The organism is Rhizobium sp. 10N414 (assembly GCF_056394785.1).
On the sequence record NZ_JBFTIN010000114.1, the window covers coordinates 1 to 584 of the forward strand.

Genomic DNA, 584 nt, shown 5'->3' on the forward strand with positions numbered 1-584 from the left:
GCAGGGCGGCGACGCGCGGCATGACGTTCTTGCCGGTCGAGGTGGCGGCGGCGATGATCGTATCATAGCTTGCGGCCAGCGAAACGATCAGGGCGGCCAGCGGCTCGGCCAGATTGTTGGCAAGGCTTGCGTCCTCGGCAACCAGCACCCTGGAAACGCCCGAGAGCTTGGCAGCCTGTTCGGCCGCGGCCTTGGCGCCGATGCCGGCGACAAGGATGGTGACGTCGCTTCCCTGTTCCTTGGCGATCTGTGTCGCCGCCGTCAGCGCCTTGGCGGTCTGGTCGGAAAGGTGGTTGCCGTCGTGATCAGCCAGAAGAAGAATGGCCATGGATATATCTCCCTTTCTCGAACCTTTAAAGCACGCCGGCTTCGGTCTTCAGCTTTTCGACCAGCTCGGCGACCGACTTGACCTTGACGCCCGCCTTGCGGCCGGACGGCTCCTCGGTCTTCAAGACCTTCAGACGCGGCGCGGTGGAGACGCCGAAGTCGGCCGGCGTCTTCTTGTCGAGCGGCTTCTTCTTCGCCTTCATGATGTTCGGCAGCGAGGCGTAGCGCGGCTCGTTCAAGCGCAGATCTGATGTGAC

Annotated in this window: 1 protein-coding gene and 1 pseudogene; both read right to left on the reverse strand. The window is 63.5% G+C overall.

Annotation, left to right across the window (positions count from 1 at the left end):
* A partial coding sequence (locus tag AC1DE4_RS31830; protein ID WP_477884764.1) for an adenine nucleotide alpha hydrolase family protein occupies positions 1-328 on the reverse strand: 328 nt, incomplete at its 3' end.
* Positions 329-353: 25 nt separating this feature from the next.
* A pseudogene (locus tag AC1DE4_RS31835) lies at positions 354-584 on the reverse strand (electron transfer flavoprotein subunit beta/FixA family protein); the annotation flags it as partial.